The organism is Cryptosporangium sp. NPDC048952, assembly GCF_043197895.1.
Lineage (GTDB): Bacteria > Actinomycetota > Actinomycetes > Mycobacteriales > Cryptosporangiaceae > Cryptosporangium.
Genome location: NZ_JBICTY010000001.1, coordinates 973,143 through 990,850, shown reverse-complemented (window position 1 = coordinate 990,850; position 17,708 = coordinate 973,143). Strand labels below are relative to the sequence as shown.

Sequence of the window (17,708 nt, the reverse complement as noted above, 5' to 3'; positions counted from 1 at the left end):
GCGTGGCTCGCACGCCGGGCGCCGCGAGCGGGCTAGGTGACCGTGATCACTGCGGAGACGGGGGTCGGGGGTGTGGTGGGCACGCACGGGATCGTGAACGTGCCGAACACCGTCACCGCGGTCGCGTTGACCGCACCCGGGCTGAGCTGCACCTCACCGGCAGCGGTGAGCGTGAGCTGTCCGGTGAGCGCGGTGAGCTGCACCGGCTGGTTCGCCGGGTACGGCTCCGCGTTGGCAGTCCCGGTGACGGTCACCGCACCGGTCTGCGCACCGGACACCGTCACCTCCCCGCTGGGCGTGACGCTGCCCGCGTCGAGGTCGATCGGCGGAAGGATCGGGATCGGACCGGTCGTGACCGTGATGTCCACGGTCTCCCCGACCGCCGCGGTGGCCGGCGCGGTGATCGTGACGTCGACGTCGCCGGTCTGCGTACCCGTGAGCGGGATCTCGCACGAGTAGTTGACGGTGACGGTGTCGGCATAGGCGGGCGTGGGAACCAGGACGAGCGCTGCGCCGGCCGCGATCAACGAACCGACGGCGGCGAGCCGTTTGACGGACATTGCGTGCTCCCTACGTGGAAGGGGCGCCGAGGCCACAGTGCCTCGGGACAACGCTTGTCCTGTGTAGACAACCTCGCTAAATCGGCGCACCAATTTGCACCGATTTAGCAAGATATATTGAGGAAATTGTTACCGAGCTAGGTAAAAGAGGAGATCCTGCCGGGTGAGGATCCCGATCGGCTTGCCGTCCTCGAGCACGACAGCGGCGTCGGATTCCTCCACGGCCTTCATCGCAGCATCCACCGACTCACCGGACCCGACAGCGGGAAGCGGCTGACCCATGTGCTTCTCGACCGCGTCGCTCAGTGCGCCACGACCGTCGAACAGCGCATCGAGCAGCGCGGCCTCGCTGACCGATCCCGCGATCTCGGCCGCCATCACCGGCGGTTCGGCGCGGACGACCGGCATCTGCGAGACGTGGTACTCGCGCATGATGTCGATCGCGGTCTTGACGGTCTCGTTCGGATGGGTGTGGACGAGCTGCGGCAGACCCTCGCTCTTGGCCCGCAGCACCTCCCCGACCGTGATGCCGCCGGGCGTCCGGTCGGCGAGGTTGAGGAAGCCGTACCCGGCCATCCACTCGTCGTTGAAGATCTTCGACAGGTAGCCGCGACCACCGTCGGGCAGCAGCACGACCACCACCGCATCGGGACCGGCCTCGCGCGCGACCTTCAGCGCACCGGCGACCGCCATGCCGCATGAGCCGCCGACCAGCAGCCCCTCTTCCCGGGCCAGGCGCCGAGTCAGCAGGAACGACTCGGCGTCGGAGACGGGGACGACCTGGTCGGTGACCGTCGGGTCGTACGCGGACGGCCAGAAGTCCTCGCCGACCCCCTCGACCAGGTACGGACGCCCGGTGCCGCCGGAGTAGACCGACCCCTCCGGGTCGACGCCGACGATCGTGATCTCGCGGCCGGCCTCGGCGGCCTTCTCCTTGAGGTACCGGCCGGTGCCGGTGATCGTGCCGCCGGTGCCGATACCGGTGACGAAGTGCGTGATCTTGCCGTCGGTGTCGTTCCAGATCTCCGGGCCGGTGGTGGCGTAGTGGCTGGCCGGGCCTTCGGGGTTGGAGTACTGGTCGGGCTTCCAGGCGCCGTCGATCTCACGGACCAGCCGGTCGGAGACGTTGTAGTACGAGTCGGGGTGCTCCGGGGCCACCGCGGTCGGGCACACCACGACCTCGGCGCCGTACGCGCGGAGCACGTCCCGCTTGTCCTCGCTGACCTTGTCGGGGCAGACGAAGACGCACTTGTAGCCCTTGGTCTGCGCGACGATGGCCAGGCCGACGCCGGTGTTTCCGCTGGTGGGCTCCACGATCGTGCCGCCGGGCTTCAGCGCACCCGACTTCTCGGCCGCCTCGACCATCTTGACGGCGATCCGGTCCTTCACCGAACCACCGGGGTTGAGGTACTCGACCTTGGCGAGCACGGTGCCCGGCACCCCGTCGGCGACGGACCGCAGTTTCACCAGTGGCGTGTTACCGATCAGGTCGACCACAGACTCGAAGTACCGCACGGTGTCAGCTCTCTCTGCAGGCGATTCTCGCTTTCGAGACTAACCACCGAGGTCGGAGGGGGTCGCACCGGCCGCGCCGCGGATCTCGTCGAGCCGCTGCAGGAGCTCGTCGGCCTCGGGGGCGTCGAGCCCGTCCAGCACGGCACGCGCCTGCCGAACGACCCCGTCGGCCTGCTCGGAACCGGCGCGGCTCAGGAGGAGGGCCAACCGGAGGAGCGTGGTGCCCTCACGGACGCGGTCACCGGCCGTGTGGAACGCCTCGACCGCCTGGCGGAACCGGGCCGCTGCGGCGTCCGAGCGGCCGGCAGCGACGTCGACCTCGGCCAGCGCCACCAGCGTGATGACGGCCCCGTTCTGGTTGTGGCTGCGCATCGCGAGGTCCCGGGCCGCCTCCAGATGGTCGGTGGCCATGGCCAGCCGCCCCTCGGACAGCTCCAGCCTGCCCAGCTCGCGCAGTGCGGTGACCTCCCACATCGCATCGCCGAGGCGCCGGAACACGGCCAGCTGCGGGGTCACCAGCTCCCGGGCCACCTCGGTCCGGCCGGCCTTGCGGTGCGCCCGCGCGAGCGAGGTGCGGGCGCGGGCCAGCCCGGCGTCGTCACCGGCTTCCCGGCGCACGTCGACCGCCTGCTGCAGGGTCCGGACCGCGTCGTCCACCCGGCCGAGCGCGAGTTGCAGCGACCCGAGGCCGCGCAACGCGCTCGCCCGCAGCGATACGCCCTCCTCGGGCGGCATCTCGGCGCAGAGCCGCAGCGTCTCGCCGTAGTGCTCCCGAGCTTCGCCGAGCAGCCCGACGCTGTGCAGGGCACTGGCCAGGCGGCGGTGCGCGGCGGCGGTGTTCACGCGGTCGTCGGTGCGCTCCCACCAGTTCAGTGACGTACGCGCGTGTTCGAGGCCGCCGCGGCTGTCCCCGCTGTACTGGGCCGCCCGGGCCGCCGCGTACTCCGCGCGGGCGATCCGCACCGGCACACCGGTCGCGTGCGCGATCCGCAGCCCCGCTTCCCAGAGGCGCCGCCCGTCGGAGTGGTACGGGTACCGCGTGAACGCCGGCTCCGCCGCCGCCGCGAGCTCCCAGGCGGCGTCCAGCAACTCGGGCTGCTGCGCCGCGGCGGTCACCGTCGCGATGATGTTCTCGCGCTCGGCGTCCACGTAGGCACGGCGTTCGACGTTCTCCCCCGCGTAGCCGGGCTCGAACGCGGCCGTCCACGGATCCCAGTTGATCCACTCCCGGGCCCGGGTGGCGTAGTGGACGGCCAGCCGCGCCACTGCGTCGACGCGCTCGGTGTCGTCGAGCTGCTCGAGGGCGTAGAGCCGCAGCAGGTCGTGCAGCCGGTACCGGTCCGACGTCACGACCTGGACCAGCTGCCGCTCCACCAGCAGGTCGAGCGCGGGGACCGCGCCGGGCGCGACCAGGTCGGCCAGCGCGGCGGCGGCCCCGGCGTCGAAGTCGGTGCCGGGATGTGCGCCGAGCCGACGGAAGACCCGCTGGTGGTACGCGTCGAGCTCGGTGTACGTCGCGGCGACGCTGGCCCGGACCGCGTCGCGCCCGGAGCTCAGCTCGTCCAGCCGACGCTCCTCGTCGGCCAGGCGCTCGGCGAGCGTGGCCATCGACCAGGACGGCCGGGCACGCAGCCGGCTCCCGGCGATCGCGACCGCCAGTGGCAAGCTGCCGCACGCGCGGACGACGGCGTCGGTGGCGGCCGGGTCGTCGGTCACCCGCCGGTCGCCGGCCAGCCGCGTCAGCAGCTCGCGTGCCTCGTCGTCCGAGAACACCTCGAGCCGGACGAGCGTCGCGGCGGCGAGTTCGGCCAGCACCGGGCGGCTGGTCACCAGCACCAGCGAGCCCGACGTCCCGGGAAGCAGCGGCCGCACCTGGTCGGCGCTGCCGGCGTCGTCGAGCACCAGGAGGAACCGACGACCGGCGATCCGGGTGCGGAACCTCGCCGCCAGCGTCTCGGCGTCGCCGCGCAGTTCCCCGTCGTCGGGGCTGTCGGGACGGACGCTGCGGAGCAACCGGGGCAGCACGTCCGCCGGATCGGCCGGCTCCGCGCTCGCGCCGCGGAGACGGACGAACAGCGTCCCGTCCGGGTAGGCGTCGCGGATCCGGTGCGCCACGTGCAGGATCAGCGCCGATTTGCCGACGCCACCCGGGCCGGACACCGCGATCACCGGCGCGCCGCTTCCGACCGCCGCGAGAATGTCGTCGACCTCGGTGTCCCGGCCGGTGAACAGGGCCGGTAACGCGGGCAGCTCGGCGGGCGGACCTGGCCGGACGGGCTCCACGGCCGCCACCGGCTCCGGCGCGGGACCGGGTTGCGGACGCTGCTGCCAGAGCGCGAGCACAGCGGTGACGAGCCCGGCGACCACCACCGCGGGCCAGGCCAGCGGCTCGAGCGGAGCGAGCCTGCCCGGCAGCTCACCGCCGGTGGCCACATTGACCGCGACGGCCAGCAGCACCGAGGTCACCGCCGACGCGAGCGTCAGGGCAACCAGTACGAACGCTCGGCGCACGCACGCAGTATCCGGGTGCGGTCGAGGAGCACGCAAACGTTCGGCTAATGACGGGTCACCGACTGACGGAGCAGACATAAGCGACGCCGAGCTAACTTTGAATCAGCGCCGCGGATGCCCAGGCATCGCGGCGCGAGCCAGCAGTGGCGTCGGTTACACGGCGTGAGCAGGAGGTGACACGTGGACGGTCGAGTTCTTCACGCGAAGCAGGTCGCGATCGGCGCGGCCTTCGGTGGGGGTGGCCTCGGGCTACTCAGCGCTGCCTTCTACGGCCTACTGCTCGGCCAGGCGAACCTAGCCCGTCGTGCGATCCGGCCGTTGGAGATCGGGCCTCCGCCCGCGGACGGCCGCTACCTGCCTCCCTCGGGGGTCGCTCTCGACTCCCCGATGCGGTTGGCGCTGCTCGGCGACTCCAGCATGGTCGGCTACGGCGTCGAGACCGTCGCCCAGACGCCCGGCGCGTTGTTCGGCACCGCTCTGGCCCGGCTCGCCGACCGGCCGGTGGACGTCGTGTCAGCGGCCGAGATCGGCGCTCGTAGCGTCGATCTGGCGGCGCAGGTGGATTTTGTTCTCGCGCAGCCCCAGCGGCCCGCGCTGGCGCTGATCTTCATCGGCGGCAACGACGTCACGCACAAGACGCGGCCGTCGGTCGCCGTCACCCAGCTGAAGCGCGCGGTGCGCCGGCTGGTGGACGCCGGTACCGAGGTCGTCGTCGGTACCTGTCCCGACCTGGGGACGATCCGGCCCATCCCGCAGCCCCTGCGTTACATCGTCCGGCGGTGGAGCCGGGACCTGGCCGCGGCGCAGACCGTGGCCACCGTCGAAGCCGGCGGCCGCACGGTGTCTCTCGGTGACCTGCTCGGCGCCGAATTCGCGGCCCACCCGGTCGAGATGTTCTCGCCCGACCGGTTCCACCCGTCGGCGGCCGGCTACGGCCGGGCGGTCGACGCGATGCTGCCGTCCGCGGCGGCGGCGCTGGGCATCGGCCCGGCGGCCACCGACGAACCGCGGCCGGAGCGCGGCGAAGGCGTCCGATCGCTGGTCGACGCCGCGGTCGCGGCCGCCGAGGCGGCCGGCACCGAGGTGGCACCCGCCGAGGTCGCAGGACGCGAACGGGGCCCGTGGGGACGGTGGGTCGAGCTGCGGCACCGCATCCGCCTGTTCGGTGGTGCCCCGACGGTCGGTCAGGAACCGGAAGCTGCTCCTGCTTGAGTCCGGTTGGGCGACAATCCACGCGGGCACCCGGGATTCCGGGGGAGAATGCGGGCAGGGGAGATTTCCGGAGGAGGCGACAGTGAAGCTGAGCACAGTTGCGGCCGGCGCCGCGACAGCGGCCGCGACCGCCGCAGGTGCGGCCGTCTCCGTACTGGCCATCGAGGGGCTGCTGGCACGGCGGCGGCGGTACCTGTCGGCCGACCTGGCCCCTCCCGGATCCGGCGTCTTCGGCACCGGCCGGCCGCTCCGCCTGGCTCTGCTCGGCGACTCCACGGCCGCCGGGCTCGGCGTCCTGGTGACCGGCGAGACGGTCGGCGGGCGTCTGGCCGAGCTGCTCGCGTCCACCGGGCGCCGGGTGCACCTGTCGTCGGCCGCGGTCGCCGGCTCCCGCACCGTCGATCTGGACGCCCAGGTCGCGCGGGTGCTGGTACACGGCGTCCCGGACGTGGCGGTGATCCTGGTCGGCGGTGAGGACGCGATCGCGTTCACACCCCTGGACGTCGTCGAGGCGGAGCTGACCGCAACTGTGCGGCGGCTCGTGAACGCGGGGTCCGCGGTGGTCGTCGGCACGTGTCCCGACCTCGGCGCGGCGCGCAACTTCGGCCAGCCGCTGCGCGAGATCATGGCCTGGTCGGGACGGCGGGTGGCCACGGCGTCCGCGCGGGCCGCGGCGGAAGCGGAGGCCGGCGTCGTCGACCTGGCCGGCCGTACCGGCGGCGTGTTCCGCGCCGACGGCGGCACGCTCTCGGCCGATGGCTACCACCCGTCGTCCGACGGGTACCAGCTCTGGGCCCTGGCGCTCTATCCGTTGGTTTATGAGGCGTCGCGCACAACGTCCGGACAGCACTGATTTAAGTCCTACCCGGCGGTAACGTGGCGCGTAGCCACAGTCATCGAGGCCTGGGAGGGCACCGTGCCTGAGTTTGCCGACCGCGACGCCGTCATCGTCGCCACTGCGCGGTCACCGATCGGACGCGCGATGAAGGGATCGCTGAAGGACGTCCGCCCGGACGACCTCGCGGCGACGATCGTCCGCGCCGCGCTCGACAAGGTGCCGTCGCTCGACCCCACGACGATCGACGACCTGATCCTCGGGTGCGGTCTGCCCGGCGGGGAGCAGGGCTACAACATGGCCCGCGTCGTCTCGATCCTGCTCGGCTACGACACGCTGCCGGGCACCACCGTCACGCGGTACTGCTCCTCGTCCGTGCAGAGCACGCGGATGGCGTTCCACGCCATCAAGGCCGGCGAGGGTGACGCGTTCATCTCGGCCGGTGTCGAGACCGTGTCCCGGTTCGTGAAGGGCAGCTCGGACGGTCTGCCCGGCACCACCAATCCGCTCTTCATCGACGCCCAGAAGCGCACCGACGACTCGGCTGCCGGCGGCGTCACCTGGCACGACCCTCGCACGGACGCCACGCTGCCGGACGTCTACATCGCGATGGGCCAGACCGCGGAGAACCTTGCGCAGTTGAAGGGCGTCTCCCGGCAGGAGCAGGACGAGTTCGCGGTGCGGTCGCAGAACCTGGCCGAGAAGTCGATCGCGAACGGGCACTTCGCGCGGGAGATCACGCCGGTCACGCTGCCGGACGGGACGGTCGTGAGCACCGACGACGGCCCGCGGGCCGGCACCACCTACGAGAAGGTGGCCGGGCTCAAGCCGGTGTTCCGGCCCGACGGAACGGTGACCGCGGGGAACGCGTGCCCGTTGAACGACGGCGCGGCAGCGGTGATCATCGTGTCCGGCGCCCGTGCGCGCGAACTGGGGCTCACCCCGCTCGCCCGGATCGTGTCGACCGGTGTCACCGGCCTTTCGCCGGAGATCATGGGGTACGGGCCGGTCGAGGCGTCGAAGCAGGCCCTCTCCCGGGCCGGGCTCGCGATCTCCGACATCGACCTGGTCGAGATCAACGAGGCGTTCGCCGCGCAGGTGATTCCCTCGTACCAGGACCTGGGCATCGACCTGGACAAGTTGAACGTCAGCGGCGGCGCGATCGCGCTGGGGCACCCGTTCGGCATGACCGGCGCCCGGATCACCACCACGCTGCTGAACAACCTGCAGGCCCACGACAAGCAGTTCGGCCTGGAGACGATGTGCGTCGGCGGCGGCCAGGGCATGGCCCTGGTGCTCGAGCGCCTGAGCTAGGCCTTCAGCGGCTCCCGTCGGGCCTTGATGGTCCGGCGGGAGATCCGCCAGCCGTCGTCAGTGCGCACGACGACGTCGTCGTAGGTGACGGTGCCCGTCGCCCCGCCGACCATGATGCTGATGCCCTTCGAGAGGGCCCGCGCGCCGTCCGCGGTTTCCGTCACCACGACGTTGGTGACGTGGTGCGCCAGCGGGTTCCTGTCTCCCAGCGCGAGGCCCGCCTCGCGGGTGGCCGCTAGCCCCTGGAGCGTGCCGAACCCCAGGTCGGAGACGTCGTAGACGACGTCCTCGGTGAAGAGCCATGACCCCTCCAAGTGGGGAACTCCCCGTTTCTGTCTCCTGTACGGTAAACGGGGAACTCCCCGGATCACAAGGAGACAGATGCGTGCCGATGCGGCGCGGAACGCGGGTCTGCTGGTGGCCGCTGCGCGGGCGCTGATCGACGAGTCCGGGCCGGACGTGGCGTTGGACGAGGTCGCGCGCCGGGCCGGCGTGGGCAATGCGACGCTGTACCGCCACTTCCCGACGCGCGGCGATCTACTGGTGGCGGTGTACGCCGACGAGCTCACCGCGCTGTGCGACGCCGCCGACCTCGAGTCCGAGTCACCGGGTGACGCGCTGTTCGAATGGCTCGACGCCTACGTGGGGCACGTGGCGTCCAAACGTGCACTCGCGGAAGCGGCACCGGCCGAGCGCCGGACCGAGTTGTTCGACGGGTGGCACGCGCGCCTGCGCGCGACCGGCGCCCGACTGCTGACGCGCGCCCAGGATGTCGGCGAGGTCCGGGCCGACGTCAGCCTCGCCGACCTGATGGCGGCGGCCAGCGGCGCAGCTCTGAGCAGCGCCGATCCGGACCAGGCCCGCCGAGTTCTAGCCCTGCTCCGCGACGGCGTAGATACCGCCGGGCTGGGCGCCGGTGAGGGCCGGGGCCGCGGCTAAGAGTTCTTCGGGGCGCGAGCGGAACCACTCGATCGTGCGGCGCAGACCCTCCTCGGCCGGAACTCTCGGTTCCCAGCCGAGCAACTCCCGGGCCAGCGTGATGTCGGGCCGGCGCCGGGTCGGGTCGTCGGTGGGGAGCGGGTGGTACTCGATCTCCGACGACGAGCCGGTGAGCCGCAGGACCTCCGACGCGAGCCGCGCCACCGTCCACTCCACCGGGTTGCCGATGTTCACCGGCCCACCGACCGAGCTGTCGATCATCGCGACGAGCCCGGCGATCAGGTCGTCGACGTAGCAGAAGCTGCGGGTCTGCTCCCCGTCGCCGTAGATCGTCAGCGGGGCCCCCACCAGCGCCTGCGTGATGAAGCTCGTGACCACGCGGCCGTCCTGCGGCCGCATCCGCGGTCCGTACGTGTTGAAGATCCGCACGATGCCGACGTTCAGGTCGAAGCTGCGCCGGTAGGCCATCGAGACGGCCTCGGCGAACCGCTTGGCTTCGTCGTAGACGCTGCGCGGACCGACCGGGTTGACGTTCCCCCAGTACTCCTCGCGTTGCGGGTGCACGACCGGATCGCCGTACACCTCGCTGGTCGACGCGAGCACGAACCGGGCGCCGTCACGCGCGGCGAGCCGCAGCGCGTGCTCGGTGCCCCGGCTGCCCACCGCGAGCGTCTCCAGCGGCAGCCGGTGGTAGTCGGGCGGTGACGCCGGGCTGGCCAGGTGCGCGACCGCGTCGAGGGGGCCCGGCACGTCGATGCCTTCGCTGACGTCGGTCTCGATCAGCGAGAACGCCGGATCGGCGAGGAACGGCTCGATGTTCTCCGCGCGGCCGGTCGAGAAATTGTCGAGGCAGATCACCTGGTCACCGCGTGCGAGGAGCGTCGCCGTGAGGTGCGAGCCGAGAAAGCCGGCGCCACCGGTGACCACTATCCGCATGCCGTCTCCCAGGATCGAACGCCGACGACACTGTACAGAGCGGTCCGGTTCACAAAGCCGACCGGAGAGCGTCGAGGCGATCGGTCAGGCGATCCAGCTCACTCGCGTCGGCACCAGCGGCGACGAGGTCGTTGCCGAGCACCGTGAGCTGATCGACGAGGGTGCCGGGCTCGGCCATCCGCGGCACCGCCCGGCGTGGCTGCCCCTCGGCGTCGGCACCGAGATCCGCCAGCGCCTGCACCACCAGGTGGAGACACCCAGCGACCGTCGCGCCGCCCTCCACCGGGGACGGGGTCATCGCGGCCGGGCTCACCGCAGACGCGGCGTCGGCCAACGACGGCGACGCCGCCGCGGAGAACCGCGGCGGCGTCCAGTACGACAGCAGGGTGGTCAGCCGATCAACCGATCGACGGAACCGGTCTTCCGGGGCCGGCATCAGTCCCGGAAGTACGAGAGCAGTCGGAGGATCTCCAGGTACAGCCAGATCAGACCGACGACGATGCCGAAGGCCGACAGCCAGGCGTACTTCTTGTCGGCACCGGCGGCCGCCAGGTCTTCGATCTGCTTGAAGTCCAGGGCGAACGTCAGCGCGGCGATGCAGATGCAGACCAGGCTGAAGATGATCGCGATGCCGCCGCCGTCACGGAGACCGAAGCCACCGTCGATGAACAGACTCGCGACGAAGTTCGCCAGCATGAGCACGACGACGCCGATCAGCGCGCCGATGACCATCTTGGCGAAGAACGGGGTGACGCGGATGACCTTGAACTTGTAGAGCGCGGCCATCGTGAAGAAGACGCCGAACGTGCCGATGACCGCCTGGATGACGATGCCGGGGTACAGCGATTCGAACGACTGGCTGATCACACCGAGGAACAGGCCCTCGGCGGCCGCGTAGGTGAGGATCAGGGCCGGGTTGGTGAGACCCATGAACGAGATGACCAGGCCCAGCACGAGCCCGACCATCGCCGCGGCGATCGCGACGCCGGTCGAGATGTTGTCCGGCAGGACGAACCAGCCGATGGCGCCGAAGACGCCGACCACGGCCAGCATCGCCACGGTGCGGACGACGACGTCGTCGACGGTCATCCGTCCGGCAACCGGCGGGGCATACTGCTGTGCGTAATCCGGTGACTGTGGGTAACCAGCCGGGGCGCCGTAGCCGCCGTAGGGCTGCTGCGCCGGTGCCCGGTGGAAGGTCGCGTGCTGGGCTGACCGGTCAGCCAGCCTGCTCAGCACGGGGTTGCTGCTCTTCACGACGCCTCCTCGGCCTGGACGGCCAACGTCAAAGGCCGACCTCGCTGGTCGGGGACCTCAATCGTAGCGTGGTGGAACACGGGACCTTAGTGTCTGCAACCCCTCTTCTCAGCTGCTTGCCAGCTTTCTCATCTGAATCAAAGGCGATAGCCCGTTACGACCACCGAATGGTTGCGCGGACCCACTACTTAGCGTGTGGGAGGGCTCAGGCGTCGTGGTGCTTGAGCCGCCAGGCTCCCGCGCCGACCAGGGCCACCAGATAAGCGAGGAAGACGCCGGCGCCGGCGACCGGGGAGAGAGTATCCGGGGCTTGGACGACGGCGCCCATGGCCGACCCCGCCGAGGACGGGATGTACCGGCCGACGTCGTCGCGCCAGCTCTCCGGCAACGCCAGCTCCACCACGGTGAAGAGCAGGAACGTGATGCCGAAGAACGTCGTGATCGCGCCGGGCGTCGAACGCAGCAGTGCGCCGAGGGCAAGCCCCATGACCCCGGCCCCGACCAGGTAGCCGGTCGTGCCGAACAGCGCCCGGACGACACCGGGGTCGGACAGCGACGCGCCGTTGGCGCCGATGAGCGCCTGACCGATCAGGAACGTGACGAACGCCGAGGCCAGAAGCGCGACGAACGACACCGCGACGAAGACGCCGATCTTGGCCCACAGCACGGGTAGGCGCCGGGGCACAGCGGTGAGCGTCGACCGGATCATGCCGGTGCTGTACTCGCCCGCCATGAACAGCACACCGAGCGTGCCGAGGACGAGCTGAACCAGGATGCTGCCCGAGAGACTGATGTCGGTGGGGCTCGCCGGGCCGTCGCCCGCGCTGGAGAGGTCCACGGCGACGGAGGCGATCAGACCGATGCCGACGAACGCGACCACGGCGAGCCCGAGAGTGACGACCGTCGAGCGCAACGACCAGAACTTGATCCACTCGGAGCGGGTGACGCGGGCGAAGGTGACTCTCATCGGTCGGCTCCCTGGAACTCGGCGGCATCGCGGGTCAGGTGCATGAACGCTTCCTCGAGTGAGGGCTGCTGCGGTGACAACTCGTGCAGCGTGATCCCGGCGGCCGCCGCGGCGTCGCCGATCTGGCGGGCGGACCGCCCGGCGATCTCCACCGCTCCCGGCTCGACGCTCGTGACCGTCATGCCGGGCCCCACGAGCAGTTCGTGCAGCTCGGTCAGCTGGGGTGAGCGCACCCGCACGGTGCTGAGCGCGGCCTCCTCGATGAAGTCCGCGACCGGCATGTCCGCGATGAGCTTGCCCTTGCCCACCACGACGAGGTGCTCGGCGGTGAGCGCCATCTCGCTCATCAGGTGCGACGACACGAAGATCGTGCGACCGTCGGCAGCCAGGCTCTGCATCAGGCGCCGGATCCAGAGGATGCCCTCCGGGTCGAGCCCGTTCACCGGCTCGTCCAGGATGAGCACGGCCGGGTCGGCCAGCAGCGCCGACGCGATGCCGAGCCGCTGGCCCATCCCCAGCGAGAACGCCCCGGCACGTTTGCGCGCGACCTCGTGCAGCCCCACCAGATCGACGACCTCGTCCACCCGGGAGCGCGGCACGCCCGTCGTGGCGGCCATCGCCAGCAGGTGGTGGTAGGCCGAGCGTCCGCCGTGGATGGCGCGGGCCTCGAGCAGGGCGCCGATCTCGTGCAGCGGCGCTTCGAGGTCGGCGTAGGCGCGTCCGTTGACGGTGACGCTTCCGGCGGTGGGCCGGTCCAGGCCCAGGATCAGCCGCATCGTGGTGGACTTCCCGGCGCCGTTCGGCCCCAGGAAGCCGGTGACGACGCCGGGTTTGACGCTGAACGACAGGTCGTCCACCGCGGTCTTGGCGCCGTAGCGCTTGGTCAGGTTCTTCGCTTCGATCATGGCGACGACGATGGCCGGGGCGATCGGTAGTCCACATCGTCCCCGGACAGGCACTCGACGTACTCCACGTTGAGTATCCGGACTACCGCGCCGGTACGACGCGCTCCGGACCGGTGCCGACCTAGAGTCACTCCATGTCCCGCCGGTCGACGCTCATCGACGCCGCGCTCGGCGTCGCGCTCCTCGGGCTGATGCTGGTGGCCGCGGCCACCGACGACCCGGACCATGCGGGTCGTGCGCTCGGCCGCGACGATCTGGTCGCCGCGCTCGTCGCGCTCGTGTTCATCGCGCTGCGCCGTCGCTGGCCCCTCTACGTGTTCCTGGCTTCCGCAGCGGCCACCGCGGCCGCGGCCGCCAGTGACACCGGTCTGCCACCGCTGGCGGCGGCGAGCCTGATCTGCGGCTACACGATGGCGACGCGAACCGACCGCACCGCGGCGTGGTTCGTCGGCGCCGGCGGTGCGATCGGCGTCTACCTGGGTGTCGTGCTCGCCGGCGGCGAGCTGTGGCGGCAACCGGAGGCGATCAGCACGTTCGCCTGGAGCGGCCTGGCGATCGCACTGGGCGACGTCATGCGCACCCGCCGCGCCTATCAGGCCGCGCTGCTGGATCGTGAGGCTCGGCGTCGGGTCGTCGAAGAGCGTGTCCGCATCGCTCGGGAACTGCACGACGTGGTGGCGCACAACATCGCGATGATCAACGTCCAGGCCGGCGTGGCCGCGCACGTGCTGGACCGGTCACCGGACCAGGCCAAGGAATCGCTGGCGCACATCCGTCAGGCCGGACGCACGGTGCTGGAGGAGCTCTCCACGGTCTTGGGAGTGCTGCGAGCCAACGACGATCTCTGGGTGGGACCGACGCCCGGGCTCGACCGCCTTCCCAGGCTGCTCGACCAGCTGACGAACAGTGGTCTGCGCGTCGAGCACCGGCAAGCGGGAGAGGCCCGCGAGCTCCCCGTCGCCGTCGACCTCGCGGCCTACCGGATCGTCCAGGAGTCCCTCACCAATGCACAAAAGCACGGCGACGGGCAGCCGGTGCGGCTCTCCGTCTCGTTCGACGACCGCGGGGTCACGCTGACGATCGAGAACTCGGCGGGCGCGGGGACGACCACCGATGGCTACGGGCTGATCGGCATGCGGGAGCGGGCGATCGCCGTCGGCGGCACACTGAGCGCCGACCGCACCCCGCACGGCACGTTCGCCGTCCGGGCCTTCTTACCGGCGGGAGTTCGATGACGATCCGGGTGCTGCTGGCCGACGACCAAAGTCTGATCCTGGCCGGGTTCCGCGTCCTGCTCGGCTCCGCCGACGATCTCGAGGTGATCGGCGAGGCCCGGACGGGTGTCGACGCGGTCCGGCTCGCCCGGGAACTGCGCGCCGATGTCGTATTGATGGACATCACCATGCCCGACCTGGACGGGATCGAGGCGACCCGGCAGATCACATCGGATCTCGTGGACGTGAAAGTACTGATCCTGACGACGTTCGAGATCGACGAGAACGTGCTGCGTGCCCTGCGCGCGGGGGCGAGCGGGTTCCTCGGCAAAGGGGTGGAACCCGCGGACCTGCTCGACGGGATCCGCACCGTTGCCCGCGGGGAGGCGCTGCTGTCGTCCGGGGCCACCCGGAGTCTCATCACGCAGTTCCTGGATCAGCCGGAACTTCCGGCGGCCTCACCGTCGCTGGGATCGCTGACCGCGCGGGAGCGGGAGACGGTCGCGCTCGTCGCGACCGGCCTCTCGAACGACGAGATCGCCGAGCGCCTGTTCGTTTCTCCACTCACCACGAAGACCCACATCAGCCGCGCTATGACCAAGCTGAACGCGCGGGACCGCGCGCAGTTGGTGGTGATCGCCTACCAGGCGGGCCTGGTCCGGCCGTAAGAGCCGCTTGGCCGGCCGACCGCGTTACTTCAGTGCCCGGAGCGGGACTCGAACCCGCACGCCCTTTCGGGCAGCCGTTTTTAAGACGGCCGTGTCTGCCATTCCACCATCCGGACTCGGCAATCACCGTACGGGGGCGAACCCCGCTGGTGTACCGGCTTTGCCAGAAGTGGGATCGGTCAGCCAGGCCTCGAGTGAACAGGTAACGTCGCCCGGCAACCTGCCGGGCGACGTTCTGCAACCATCGCGTATCTACCGGTGTTTACTAGCGAGCGACCGGAGCTTTTGCGGCGCTCATTTCGGCCTCGGCGGGCTCGGCCTTGGCGGGCTCGGGCTTTGCCGGTTCGGCGTCGCCGGCCTTGCCACCGGCCGGCGGGGCCGGGGTGGCGGTCGGCTTGGCCGCCGGAGTCGGCGTCGCGAACAGCTCGAAGCTGGCTCGCGGGTCGTGCAGCTGGCCGAGCGCGACGACCTCGCGGCGCAGGAACAGCGCGAGCGTCCAGTCGGCGAGCACCCGCACCTTGCGGTTGAAGGTGGGAACGCGGCTCAGGTGGTACGACCGGTGCATGAACCAGGCCGCAAAGCCCTTGGTCTTGATGCCGTAGACCTGCGCGACACCCTTGTACAGGCCGAGACTCGCCACCGAGCCGACGTGCTTGTGCCGGTAGTCCTCCGGCTGCCCGCCGTTGAGCAGGATGCCGATGTTGGCACCGAGCCGCTTGGCCTGACGGACCGCGTGCTGCGCACTCGGCGAGCAGGTCGCACCCGGGGTCTCGGAGCTCAGGTCGGGTACCGCGGCGCAGTCACCGGCACTCCACGCGCCGTCGAGCACGTTGCCTTCGGGGTCGACGACCTGCAGCGTCGGCAGGCAGGTGACCCGGCCGCGCTCGTCCAGCGGCAGGTCGGTGTTGGCCAGCATCGGGTGGGCCTTGACGCCGGCGGTCCAGACAACAGTCCGCGAGGCGAACTCGTCACCGTCGGACAGCTTGACGATCCCGTCCTCGCACGACTGCAGGAACGTGTTCAGCCGGATGTCGATGCCGCGGTCGAGCAGCCGCTGCACGGTGTAGGCACCCATCTCGGGGCCGACCTCGGGCAGGATCCGCTGGCTCGCCTCGACGAGCACGAACCGGATGTCGGACTGGTTGAGCGTCTCGTAGTACTTGACTGCGTCGCGAACCATGTCCTCGAGCTCGGCCAGCGCCTCGATACCGGCGTAGCCACCGCCGACGAACGTGAACGTGGTGGCGGCCTTGCGCAGTTCCGGGTCGTCGGTGCTGTCGGCGGCGTCGAGCTCACCGAGCACCTGGTTACGCAGGTAGATGGCTTCACCGATGGTCTTGAAGCCGACCGCGTGTTCCTTCAGGCCCGGGATGGGCAGCGTCCGGGAAACCGATCCCGGCGCGACAATGATGTGGTCGTACGTCAGCTCGTACGGGTTTCCCATCACCGGGACGATGTGCGCCGTCTTGCGAGCGTGCTCCACGCTCTCGACGTAACCGGTGATGATGTGGGCGTGCCGCAGGGTCTTCCGGAGCGGCGCCACTACGTGGCGGGGCTCCAGGTTGCCGGCGGCGGCCTCGGGGAGGAACGGCTGATAGGTCATGTGAGGCTGTGGATCGACAACGGTGATCCGCGCCTTCTTCGCCTTCTTCTGCAGCTCCAACGCCGTGTACATACCGACGTACCCACCACCGACGACGAGGATGTGCGGTCGATCCGCGCTCATGCCTCTCTACCTTCCAGGCTTGCGGCGGCGCCCAGTCTGGCGCCGTCCGGCTTGCTCCGGACCAGCGTTGGTCCCGACTCGTAAAAAGCGTAACCAGGGGCTCTTGAACGATTCGTTGCGCGGTGGCGTGATGCGACCGCCGACACACTTACCCGGCTACCCGTGACGGAATGCCCGACACCTCGTCGGCCCCGAGCGATGCCCCCGTTCACAGTTTTGACCGGTAGTCACCCGTCCAAACCGGCTAGGCTTCTCACACCTATGACAAGGCTATGGCCTGGGCGAATATTCCATCGAGCATAGGTTCGGTGAGGACGCCCGTGAAGGTGTTCTGCTGGCTGACGTGGTAGCAGCCGAGCATCGTGACATCGGTTCCGGGGATGGCGGCCACGGCGCCGTGGCCGAATTTCGGGCGGGGACGTGGGGGTGTGCCGCCCAGGGCTCCGGCTACGGGCCAGAAGGAGGTCCAGGCGAAGGCGCCGAGGGCGATGATCACCTTGAGGGTGGGGGCCAGGAGTTCGAGTTCGCGCACGAGCCAGGGTGCGCAGGTGTCCCGTTCTTCCGGGGTCGGCTTGTTCGCGGGTGGGGCGCAGCGCACCGCGGCGGCGATTCTGACGTCGGTCAGTTCGAGGCCGTCGTCGGCCGAGACGCTCGTCGGTTGGTTGGCCAGGCCCGCGCGGTGCAGCGCGGCGTAGAGCCAATCGCCGGAGCGGTCGCCGGTGAACACGCGGCCGGTGCGGTTGGCGCCGTGGGCGGCGGGGGCCAGGCCGAGTACGAGGATCCGGGCGTCGGCCGGGCCGAAGCCCGGGGCCGGGCGTCCCCAGTACGTCTGGTCGGCGAAGGCGGCCCGCTTCTCCGCGGCGACCTGCTCCCGCCACGCCACCAGCCGCTCGCACGCGCGACAGTGCGCCACACCTGCGTCCAGCTCGTCCATGCCCGCGCTCTGCGCAGCCAGCCTTCGCACTTGCGCCGCATTCGCGGCAGCCGGCGCGTCAACGTTCAGGTACGCAGGTCGTCCCACCCCACCATCTTCGCGGACGCCCAACGCCCGTGCGCGCGGGGCGCAACGCCCGTGCGCGGGGCGCAACGCGGGCGCGGGGCGCAGCGCATGCGCGCGGGGCGCGGCGCAGCGCATGCGGGGCGCGCGGG

General features: G+C 70.7%; 17 protein-coding genes and 1 tRNA gene. 6 read left to right on the top strand and 12 right to left on the bottom strand.

Features of this window, described 5'->3' with window-relative positions; all coding sequences use genetic code 11:
* Nucleotides 1-32 precede the first annotated feature (32 nt).
* The 3 genes from ACGFY5_RS04620 to ACGFY5_RS04610 all read right to left on the bottom strand — a co-directional run bounded on the left by ACGFY5_RS04620 (nt 33) and on the right by ACGFY5_RS04610 (nt 4,586).
* Nucleotides 33-560 (bottom strand): hypothetical protein, encoded by a 528-nt coding sequence (locus tag ACGFY5_RS04620; protein ID WP_392717286.1) that lies wholly within the window; start codon nt 558-560, stop codon nt 33-35.
* Nucleotides 561-689: 129 nt separating this feature from the next.
* Nucleotides 690-2,075, bottom strand: a complete 1,386-nt coding sequence (locus ACGFY5_RS04615; protein WP_392717283.1) for a cystathionine beta-synthase — start codon at nt 2,073-2,075, stop codon at nt 690-692.
* A gap of 39 nt (nt 2,076-2,114) precedes the next feature.
* Nucleotides 2,115-4,586, bottom strand: a complete 2,472-nt coding sequence (locus ACGFY5_RS04610; RefSeq protein ID WP_392717281.1) for an ATP-binding protein — start codon at nt 4,584-4,586, stop codon at nt 2,115-2,117.
* A 180-nt stretch (nt 4,587-4,766) separates the two neighbouring features.
* On the opposite strand from ACGFY5_RS04610, the gene ACGFY5_RS04605 reads away from it, so the two are divergent.
* The 3 genes from ACGFY5_RS04605 to ACGFY5_RS04595 all read left to right on the top strand — a co-directional run bounded on the left by ACGFY5_RS04605 (nt 4,767) and on the right by ACGFY5_RS04595 (nt 7,947).
* Nucleotides 4,767-5,798 (top strand): SGNH/GDSL hydrolase family protein, encoded by a 1,032-nt coding sequence (locus tag ACGFY5_RS04605; RefSeq protein WP_392717279.1) that lies wholly within the window; start codon nt 4,767-4,769, stop codon nt 5,796-5,798.
* Between the two features lie 82 nt (nt 5,799-5,880).
* Nucleotides 5,881-6,651: an SGNH/GDSL hydrolase family protein gene (locus ACGFY5_RS04600; RefSeq protein ID WP_392717277.1), complete on the top strand. Its 771-nt coding sequence runs from the start codon at nt 5,881-5,883 to the stop codon at nt 6,649-6,651.
* Between the two features lie 63 nt (nt 6,652-6,714).
* Nucleotides 6,715-7,947: an acetyl-CoA C-acetyltransferase gene (locus ACGFY5_RS04595; protein WP_392717275.1), complete on the top strand. Its 1,233-nt coding sequence runs from the start codon at nt 6,715-6,717 to the stop codon at nt 7,945-7,947.
* Here ACGFY5_RS04595 and ACGFY5_RS04590 read toward each other — a convergent pair.
* The gene (locus ACGFY5_RS04590) at nt 7,944-8,261 is read right to left on the bottom strand and encodes a nuclear transport factor 2 family protein (protein ID WP_392717273.1); all 318 of its coding nucleotides are present in this window, start codon (nt 8,259-8,261) and stop codon (nt 7,944-7,946) included. The genes ACGFY5_RS04595 and ACGFY5_RS04590 overlap by 4 nt on opposite strands.
* A gap of 67 nt (nt 8,262-8,328) precedes the next feature.
* On the opposite strand from ACGFY5_RS04590, the gene ACGFY5_RS04585 reads away from it, so the two are divergent.
* Complete coding sequence (locus ACGFY5_RS04585; protein WP_392717271.1) at nt 8,329-8,886, top strand: TetR/AcrR family transcriptional regulator; 558 nt, start codon at nt 8,329-8,331, stop codon at nt 8,884-8,886.
* On the opposite strand, the gene ACGFY5_RS04580 is transcribed toward ACGFY5_RS04585, so the two are convergent.
* The 5 genes from ACGFY5_RS04580 to ACGFY5_RS04560 form a co-directional block, all read right to left on the bottom strand.
* Nucleotides 8,818-9,822 carry a UDP-glucuronic acid decarboxylase family protein gene (locus tag ACGFY5_RS04580; RefSeq protein WP_392717269.1) on the bottom strand — a complete coding sequence of 335 codons (1,005 nt, stop codon included), beginning with the start codon at nt 9,820-9,822 and terminating at the stop codon, nt 8,818-8,820. The genes ACGFY5_RS04585 and ACGFY5_RS04580 overlap by 69 nt on opposite strands.
* A 49-nt stretch (nt 9,823-9,871) precedes the next feature.
* The gene (locus tag ACGFY5_RS04575; RefSeq protein WP_392717267.1) at nt 9,872-10,258 is read right to left on the bottom strand and encodes a hypothetical protein; all 387 of its coding nucleotides are present in this window, start codon (nt 10,256-10,258) and stop codon (nt 9,872-9,874) included.
* A complete protein-coding gene (locus tag ACGFY5_RS04570) occupies nt 10,258-11,079 on the bottom strand; it encodes a Bax inhibitor-1/YccA family protein (RefSeq protein WP_392717265.1) in 822 nt (273 codons plus the stop codon). Before ACGFY5_RS04570 ends, ACGFY5_RS04575 begins: the two co-directional genes overlap by 1 nt.
* Before the next feature lie 205 nt (nt 11,080-11,284).
* The gene (locus ACGFY5_RS04565) at nt 11,285-12,046 is read right to left on the bottom strand and encodes an ABC transporter permease subunit (RefSeq protein ID WP_392717263.1); all 762 of its coding nucleotides are present in this window, start codon (nt 12,044-12,046) and stop codon (nt 11,285-11,287) included.
* Complete coding sequence (locus ACGFY5_RS04560; protein ID WP_392717261.1) at nt 12,043-12,951, bottom strand: ABC transporter ATP-binding protein; 909 nt, start codon at nt 12,949-12,951, stop codon at nt 12,043-12,045. The genes ACGFY5_RS04565 and ACGFY5_RS04560 overlap by 4 nt, the downstream gene beginning before the upstream one ends.
* A gap of 134 nt (nt 12,952-13,085) precedes the next feature.
* Here ACGFY5_RS04560 and ACGFY5_RS04555 point away from each other — a divergent pair, with 134 nt between their 5' ends.
* The gene (locus ACGFY5_RS04555; protein WP_392717259.1) at nt 13,086-14,186 is read left to right on the top strand and encodes a sensor histidine kinase; all 1,101 of its coding nucleotides are present in this window, start codon (nt 13,086-13,088) and stop codon (nt 14,184-14,186) included.
* The gene (locus tag ACGFY5_RS04550; protein WP_392717257.1) at nt 14,183-14,833 is read left to right on the top strand and encodes a response regulator; all 651 of its coding nucleotides are present in this window, start codon (nt 14,183-14,185) and stop codon (nt 14,831-14,833) included. Before ACGFY5_RS04555 ends, ACGFY5_RS04550 begins: the two co-directional genes overlap by 4 nt.
* A 33-nt stretch (nt 14,834-14,866) precedes the next feature.
* Here ACGFY5_RS04550 and ACGFY5_RS04545 read toward each other — a convergent pair.
* The 3 genes from ACGFY5_RS04545 to ACGFY5_RS04535 all read right to left on the bottom strand — a co-directional run bounded on the left by ACGFY5_RS04545 (nt 14,867) and on the right by ACGFY5_RS04535 (nt 17,694).
* A tRNA-Leu gene (locus ACGFY5_RS04545) sits at nt 14,867-14,949 on the bottom strand.
* Between the two features lie 149 nt (nt 14,950-15,098).
* Nucleotides 15,099-16,559 (bottom strand): FAD-dependent oxidoreductase, encoded by a 1,461-nt coding sequence (locus ACGFY5_RS04540; RefSeq protein WP_392717255.1) that lies wholly within the window; start codon nt 16,557-16,559, stop codon nt 15,099-15,101.
* Between the two features lie 259 nt (nt 16,560-16,818).
* Entirely contained in the window at nt 16,819-17,694 is an 876-nt protein-coding gene (locus tag ACGFY5_RS04535; protein ID WP_392718649.1) for a uracil-DNA glycosylase, read from the bottom strand.
* Nucleotides 17,695-17,708: the final 14 nt, after the last annotated feature.